The sequence below is a fragment of the Bellilinea sp. genome (assembly GCF_053501535.1).
Genome location: NZ_JBRCOK010000019.1, coordinates 1 through 6981, shown reverse-complemented (window position 1 = coordinate 6981; position 6981 = coordinate 1). Strand labels below are relative to the sequence as shown.

Genomic DNA, 6981 nt, shown 5'->3' with positions numbered 1-6981 from the left:
ATTAACAACACCAGCCCTGCCAGCAACATTAAAACCGCCATATTTTCATCCTTTTCGATAGATTATGGCGTATTTTACCGGATGTGCGGGATAATCTCCAGCATCTGATGATTATTCACTTTCGTTAATGTCCTTCCAAGCGCAGCAAAACGCACCCGTGCTGATCAATTGCCCCTTCCTTCGCCTCCTCCAGTATCGCTTTCGCGATATTGGGGGAGGTGGGTGGGGGTCACACATAAGATTGCCACGCCTGCTCAAAAGGACAGGCTATCATTTTCGCTTTAGCCGCTTGCCGATTCGTTACTTTTCAACGCAAAGGCGCAAATTCACCACACCTTTCTTCTGACCTACGCCTTATGCTATACTCAAAGTGGATGGAATAAGTGCAAGTTGTAAATATAGAAAATATGTTCTATCATTCCATCCGGGAGCATCCCATGATCAGTGAAACGGATATTCTCCTGCGCATCTTAATTGCCACTGCCCTCGGGGCAGTAATCGGCTTTGAGCGCGAACGCCAAAACCAGCCGGCCGGCTGGCGGACGCATATCGTTCTGGTGGTCGGCGCTACTTTGGCCATGACTCTTTCAATTAACCTCGCCATGCAGTTCCACCAATTTGCGCCAAACGGCGACCCGGCCCGTCTGGCGGCACAGGTGATTTCCGGAATCGGTTTTCTGGGCGCCGGGGCCATTTTGCGTTACGGTCCGAACGTCAAAGGGTTGACTACGGCCGCTTCTCTGTGGACGATGGCGATTGTCGGGTTGGCAGTCGGCGCCGGTTATTACCTGCCGGCTGCTGCAGCCACCGGTTTACTGCTGGTGGTACTGGAATTGCTCGATCTGGCCGAGAAAAGACTGTTTGGGCCGGATTTAGCGGTGACCGTCGAGCTGCACTTACAGGATCGCCCGGGCGCGCTTAAAGACCTGAATAAAATCTGGAAGAGACATCAGCTCAATGCCAAAATTGTTTCTATCCGCAAAAACATCAAGAATAAACGGCTGGAAGTGGAAGTATCCTTCCGCTCGCGCAAGACCGATTTGTACGAATTGATCACCGCCGAGATGAACGAATTGGAAGGCCTGGAAAGCTTCAAAATTTCGTGAGGTTGTTCTCGGCATCCGGACGCAGGAAGGCCACTGCCACGCCTTTTTCATCGCTCATCACAATTTCCAGATGGTGGTTGGGGCGGTAATCCGCCACCCGAATCAAGCGCAGGCTGCTGGACAGTTCGGCCGGCAGGTCCATCCATTCGCGTAAACGGTCGGGCGTTTCGTAGAAAAAGTCGCGCCGAAAGATGCTGCCAGGCTGGTCCAGGTAAATGGCCAGCGGGTAAATCTGCGATTCCAGCAGATCTTGAAAAAAGTGCGTCCCCAGCGAAGGTTCCGGCGGCAGTCCGTAGCCCTGCCCGGCCAGTTCAACCAGCGCGCGGGCATGGTAAATGTCGCCGTAATCAATCGGCACGCCCAAATCCGAATTGCTGCTGCCCCAGCGTCCCGGTCCAACGCAGATGAACCGCTCGTTTTCCAGCGCGCTGTTCAACCGCCCAATGGCACGCGCCAGTTCATTGCGCTGATTCAGGCTTTCCAGCGCAAAATAACCTTCGGGCGGCACAAATACCACATAGTCAATCCGTTCCAGTGTGCCTTCCGGCACCACAAAGTGGGTCTTGAAGATCACATCCTGCGGGTCTAAATCGGCGGGCAGCGCTGCGGCTGCAGTAACCTGTAACTGGCTTTGCGGGCGGCATTGCAGGATGGTAATGCACAATTCCGGTTTATCCTGTTTCTCCTCGACCGACAGGGTAAATTCCACGTCCACCGGTGCTTCGTAGTGGTGTTCGAGGGTGTGCAGCAGCTCGCGCATGCGCTCGGCAAAGGGGGTGCGGCGCAGCAGTTCCTCAAAGGTCAGCACCAGGCGTTTGTCATCGCCCATGTAGCGGGAGCGCAGCGATGCAAAATACCCGTCCTCCTCAATCTGAGCCACATAACGCAAAGCCGGGTAATCTCCTTTCAACACTTCCTGCACCGGCAGGCTTTTGAAGGCGTTATCTTCCAGGTCAATCACGTCCACATATTGCTGGGAGTAGCGCCGGATGGCTTTGGGGTCGGTGGAGGGCCGCAGCAGCGGGTGGCTGAGCGCGATCAGGCGCGGAAAATCATTGCCCACCCGGTCCACAGCGCGGGTGCCCAGCCCCCACACCAGCCGCACAAAGCCTTCCTCGCGGCGGATTTGGGGTGCCCAGCGGTACAGGTTGCGGCTGAAAGCCACCCCGGCGCCCTGCGGCAGGTAATAACGCCCGTAACGCTCGCCCTGCACCACCTGAATCAGCACGGCCATGCGTTCATCGTAATCCTGCAACCCGCGCGCCCGGCGGTAGAGCAGGGCATTCGGGTTGAGGGTGGAGGCGTACACCCGCGCGATGGCGCGCGTCAGGGCGCGCAGGTTTTCGGACGGCCTGCCCTGATTTGGCAGGAAAACACTCTCGTATTTGCCGGCAAAGGCGGTGCCAAAGTTATCTTCCAGCAGGCTGGAGGAGCGCACAATCAGGGGTTGTTTGCCAACGCTGCCCAGCAGGGCTTCCAGCCGCTGGGCAATATCCGGGCGGAAATCCCCTTCCATAAAATCCCGGAGAATGTGGGGATAATCGGCGCGCATTTCGGCTTCGGTCTTGTACTTCTGGTCGTTCCAGTGGAACAGGTTGTTAATGGACATGAAGGAGTAGAATACATCCGCGCCGACGTAGTAAGAATCGGGGGTGATCAGGCAGGTGTCCTCGGAAAGCGCGCTGGCCTGGCGCAGGATGCGGTGCGCCAGCAGCATGCCGGCCGCCTTGCCGCCGATGCGCCCCGGCCCAATTTTGTGGCGGCGGATTTGCTGCAAATCGTCAATGGTGAACCAGCGTTTGGCAATGTTGATATAGCGCAGTTGATCACTGATCAGGCTGCGAATCAGCACCACTTTGGTTTCCTGCAGACGGGCTTCGTACTTCTGCCGTTCTTCCGGCGGCAAGCGTTCGATGGTCATGGCCTGCTCGAAGACCAGATCCAACGGGGCGGTTTCGGGGTTGAGCGAGAGCATCAGCCCGACCATGTCAATGCCGCGCTCGCTCAACACCTCGCTGATGATGTTTTCCAGCACCTCCAGGGTCAGATGCTGGCTGAAGCGCAAATCGGTCAGGTGATCGCGGATGCGGCTCATGCGCGTTTCCCACACCTCGGCCGGTTCTTCGCCGACCGGGTTACGCAGGCCTTCGCGTTCCTGAGAGAGAATGGCCAGCCGGCGTACTTCGTTTTCAAAGTCGGCCGGCTGGATGATGCCGCGCGAAAACAACTCGCGCCGCATTTGCTGGCGGATGCGCCCGCTCAGAATCGGGTACTGTGCCAGTGCAAGCACAACATTAATCAGCCGGTCGGTGTGGGTGGGTGTGAACGCCATAGCCCTATTGAACAAGATTTTATCATGCCAGCCGGGTTTGTGATAAAATAATATGGGTTCGGGATGAGCACAAACCGCGGTGAGCAGCAAAATGCACCCCCTCCCTCCTCCCCAATATCGCTTCCGCGATATTGGGGGAGGCGCAGGAGGGGGCAAAATTCTGAAATCGGATGCAAAAAGGATTTATCCCGAACTGACGTTATAATACATTCACAAAAGCGATGAGGCTCGCTTTTAACTGTCGTAAGACTGATAGCCTCTACTGAATCCGTCCACTCAGTAGAGGCTTTTTTTGGCGATGTACCGAAAGATGTGAAAGTCCGCTTATGAACCCGATCAGTATGTTATTTCCTTCTGCCGACCACGCGGTTGCCGAAAACGCGCAGCCGCCGGCTTACTTTGACGACCTGAATCTGAATCAGGTAGTGGATTGGCTTACCGCCAGCAAGCAGGAGTACAACCTCAAAGCCTACTACTACACCGCCGTTCAAGATGAAGAAACCATCCAGTTCCGACAGGAAATTGTCCGCGACTTGCTGGAGGAAACCACGCTGACCAGACTGCAGACCTTTGCCGCACAAATGGTCATCCTGCGCCGCTACCGCAAATTAATCGGCGAGCTGGTTCACCAGAATCATCGCGAGGGCTGGTTTCTCGAAGCAGTGCTGGTCTATGTGCGGGCGGTGATTCAATTGGCACAGGATTTGAACAACGCCGAATTGCGCTCGCGAGGTTTGATGGCTTTCCGGCAGGCGTTGGATGCTTATGCCCGCTCAAGCGAATTTCAGCGTCTGGTGGATGAGGCCGAGCAGTTGAAACAAGACCTTTCGGCGGTGCGTTACTGCATCCTGATCAAAGATACCACCGTCAAAGTACGCCCCTATGAGGGTGAGGCCGACTACAGCATCGAAGTCGAAAAAACCTTCGAAAAGTTCAAGCAGGGAGCGGTCAAGGATTATCTGATCAAACTGAACATCGTTTCCAGCATGAACCATGTCGAGGCGCAGATTCTGGATCTGGTGGCGCGCCTGAACCCCGAATTGTTCGACCGTCTGCACCGTTTTTACGCCGATCACGCCCAGTTTGCGGCCGATTTCATCCTTGCCTTTGACCGTGAGATACAGTTTTACCTGGCCTATCTGGAAACCATTTTGCCGTTGATGAAAAGCGGGCTGAAATTCTGTCTGCCGGTGGTCAGCCGTAAGAACAAAGCGGTGAATGCGGTGGATGCTTTCGATCTGGCGCTGGCAATTCAACTGCGGGAGAATACTGCCCGGATTGTCCCCAACGATTTTCATCTTCAGGATAAAGAACGGGTCATCATCGTTTCCGGGCCGAATCAGGGCGGTAAAACCACCTTTGCGCGCATGTTCGGGCAGCTGCATCACCTTGCCTGTCTTGGCCTGCCCGTCCCCGGTAGAGAAGCACGCCTGTTTTGTTTTGACGACATCTTCACCCATTTTGAACGGGAGGAAGATATCCGCAAGCTGCGCGGCAAACTGAACGAAGAGCTGGCGCGCATGCGCCAGATCTTTGAGCAGGCCACCCCCAACAGCCTGATCATCCTCAACGAGCCGTTCAACTCGACCACCCTCAAAGATGCTTTGTTCCTCAGCCGCAAGATCATGCAGCGTATTCTGGAACTGGACAGCCTGTGTGTATGGGTAACATTCCTGACTGAGCTGGCATCCGCGGCTGAAAAGACGGTCAGCATGATCAGCACGGTGGACGCGGAAGATGTTGCCCGGCGAACTTTTCGCATCATTCGCAGGCCGGCTGATGGACTGGCGTATGCCATCACCATTGCTGAAAAACACCGCCTGACCTATGAGAAATTGAAGGAGCGTATTCAGGCATGAAGGTTAACCTGCTTTACCTCGACCGTGATTTTGACCCGCAGCAGCCGCTGCCGTGGAACGAAAGCGATTTGATTCAAGACCTTGAATTGAATGTGCTCTTCAACAGCATGGCTCAGGGCGATAAATTTTTGTTCGATGTTGCCCGGCGGGTGATTTTGACCAGCGAAACCGACCTGGAGATCATTCGCTACCGTCAGCAAGTCCTGCAGGACTGCCTCAACAACCCCGAAATCATCCGTGAGTTGTATCAAATTCCGTTGCAAGCCATCGAAAACAAACGCAAACGCTGGCTGGGAATCTTCACGCATTATCCGGCCGGTGTACTGTCCAGCGGGCTGGAGATGATGGCGATGTTCGTGGAACTGCTGCTTAGACTGCGCCGCATGGCCGATGAACACAGCAGCCGCTTCACCTCGCCGGGTTTTCGTAATTTCTTTGCCATCATTCAGCGCGAACTTAACGATGAATTTTTTGGGGTGGTGGAAGACCACATCAAGGCATTGCGTTTTCGCGAGGGTGTGCTGATCAGTGCCGAGCTGGGGCGCGGCAATGAAGGCATTCATTACACTTTGCGCAAACCCAATCCGCGCAACGGCAGCTGGCTGGAAGAGATTTTCCGCGCCCGTCCGCCGGAGTATTCCTTTAGCCTGCATCCGCGCGATGAGCAGGGCGCACGCGCGCTGGGAGAAATCAAAGACCGCGCCATCAATCAGGTTGCCAACGCGGTGGCGCAGTCCGCCGAACACATTGATCACTACCTGGCCATGTTGCGCGGCGAGCTGGCGTTTTACATCGGATGTTTGAACCTTTTTGAGCAGGTGCGCGAACTGGGCCACCCGCTGACTTTCCCTGAGCCGTATCCGCTGGGTGAGCGCCGCCATACCGTTCGGGGTTTGTACGATATTTCCCTGGCGCTGACGATGAAGAAAAAGGTGGTTGGCAATGATGTAAACGGGGATGGAAAAGACCTGGTCATCATCACGGGTGCCAATCAGGGCGGAAAATCCACCTTTTTACGCAGCATTGGGCAGGCGCAAATCATGATGCAGTGCGGCATGTTTGTAGCGGCCGATCACTTTGCTGCCAATCTCTGCTCGGGCATTTTTACCCACTACAAACGCCAAGAAGATAGCAGCATGAAGAGCGGCAAGCTGGATGAAGAACTCGGCCGGATGAGCGCGATTGCCGATCATATCCGCCCGCAGGGTTTGATGCTCTTCAACGAGTCGTTTGCGGCGACCAACGAGCGGGAAGGCTCGGAAATTGCCCGCCAGATCACGCAGGCCTTGCTGGATCGTCAAATCAAGGTCTTCTTTGTGACCCATCAATTTACCTTTGCGGACGGCTTTTACCAGAAAGGGCTGGAAAATGCCCTCTTCCTGCGCGCCGAGCGCATGAGCGGCGGAGGACGCACCTATAAATTGTTTGAAGGTCAGCCGCTGCAAACCAGTTTTGGCGAGGATGTGTACAGGGCGGTGTTCGAGGATCATCCCCAGCCGCTTTCAAAATAACCTCATCCGGCGGAGATGAGAAACCCTCATTTTTGATGCCAAAAGCTGGCTTTCTTAGAAGTTTACGCCGCTATTTTAGCCAGCAGGCATGTTACAATTACCCCCAATCCACTCGGAAAAGGGTTTTCGATGACCGAACCTCGCTGGCTGGGCTGGGTACAGCAGATTCAGGC

Annotated in this window: 4 protein-coding genes and 1 riboswitch; of the genes, 3 read left to right on the top strand and 1 reads right to left on the bottom strand. The window is 55.1% G+C overall.

Features of this window, described 5'->3' with window-relative positions; all coding sequences use genetic code 11:
• The first annotated feature begins 437 nt into the window (after positions 1-437).
• Complete coding sequence (locus ACWIZX_RS01405) at positions 438-1106, top strand: MgtC/SapB family protein (protein ID WP_322791260.1); 669 nt, start codon at positions 438-440, stop codon at positions 1104-1106.
• On the opposite strand, the gene ACWIZX_RS01400 is transcribed toward ACWIZX_RS01405, so the two are convergent.
• The gene (locus tag ACWIZX_RS01400) at positions 1093-3438 is read right to left on the bottom strand and encodes a PEP/pyruvate-binding domain-containing protein (protein ID WP_448334591.1); all 2346 of its coding nucleotides are present in this window, start codon (positions 3436-3438) and stop codon (positions 1093-1095) included. The two genes, ACWIZX_RS01405 and ACWIZX_RS01400, sit on opposite strands and share 14 nt — an antisense overlap.
• 208 nt (positions 3439-3646) lie before the next feature.
• Positions 3647-3707, top strand: a riboswitch (Fluoride riboswitch).
• Between the two features lie 57 nt (positions 3708-3764).
• Here ACWIZX_RS01400 and ACWIZX_RS01395 point away from each other — a divergent pair.
• Positions 3765-5297 carry a MutS-related protein gene (locus tag ACWIZX_RS01395; protein ID WP_448334590.1) on the top strand — a complete coding sequence of 511 codons (1533 nt, stop codon included), beginning with the start codon at positions 3765-3767 and terminating at the stop codon, positions 5295-5297.
• Positions 5294-6808 (top strand): MutS-related protein, encoded by a 1515-nt coding sequence (locus tag ACWIZX_RS01390; protein WP_448334589.1) that lies wholly within the window; start codon positions 5294-5296, stop codon positions 6806-6808. Before ACWIZX_RS01395 ends, ACWIZX_RS01390 begins: the two co-directional genes overlap by 4 nt.
• The last annotated feature ends 173 nt before the right edge of the window (positions 6809-6981 follow it).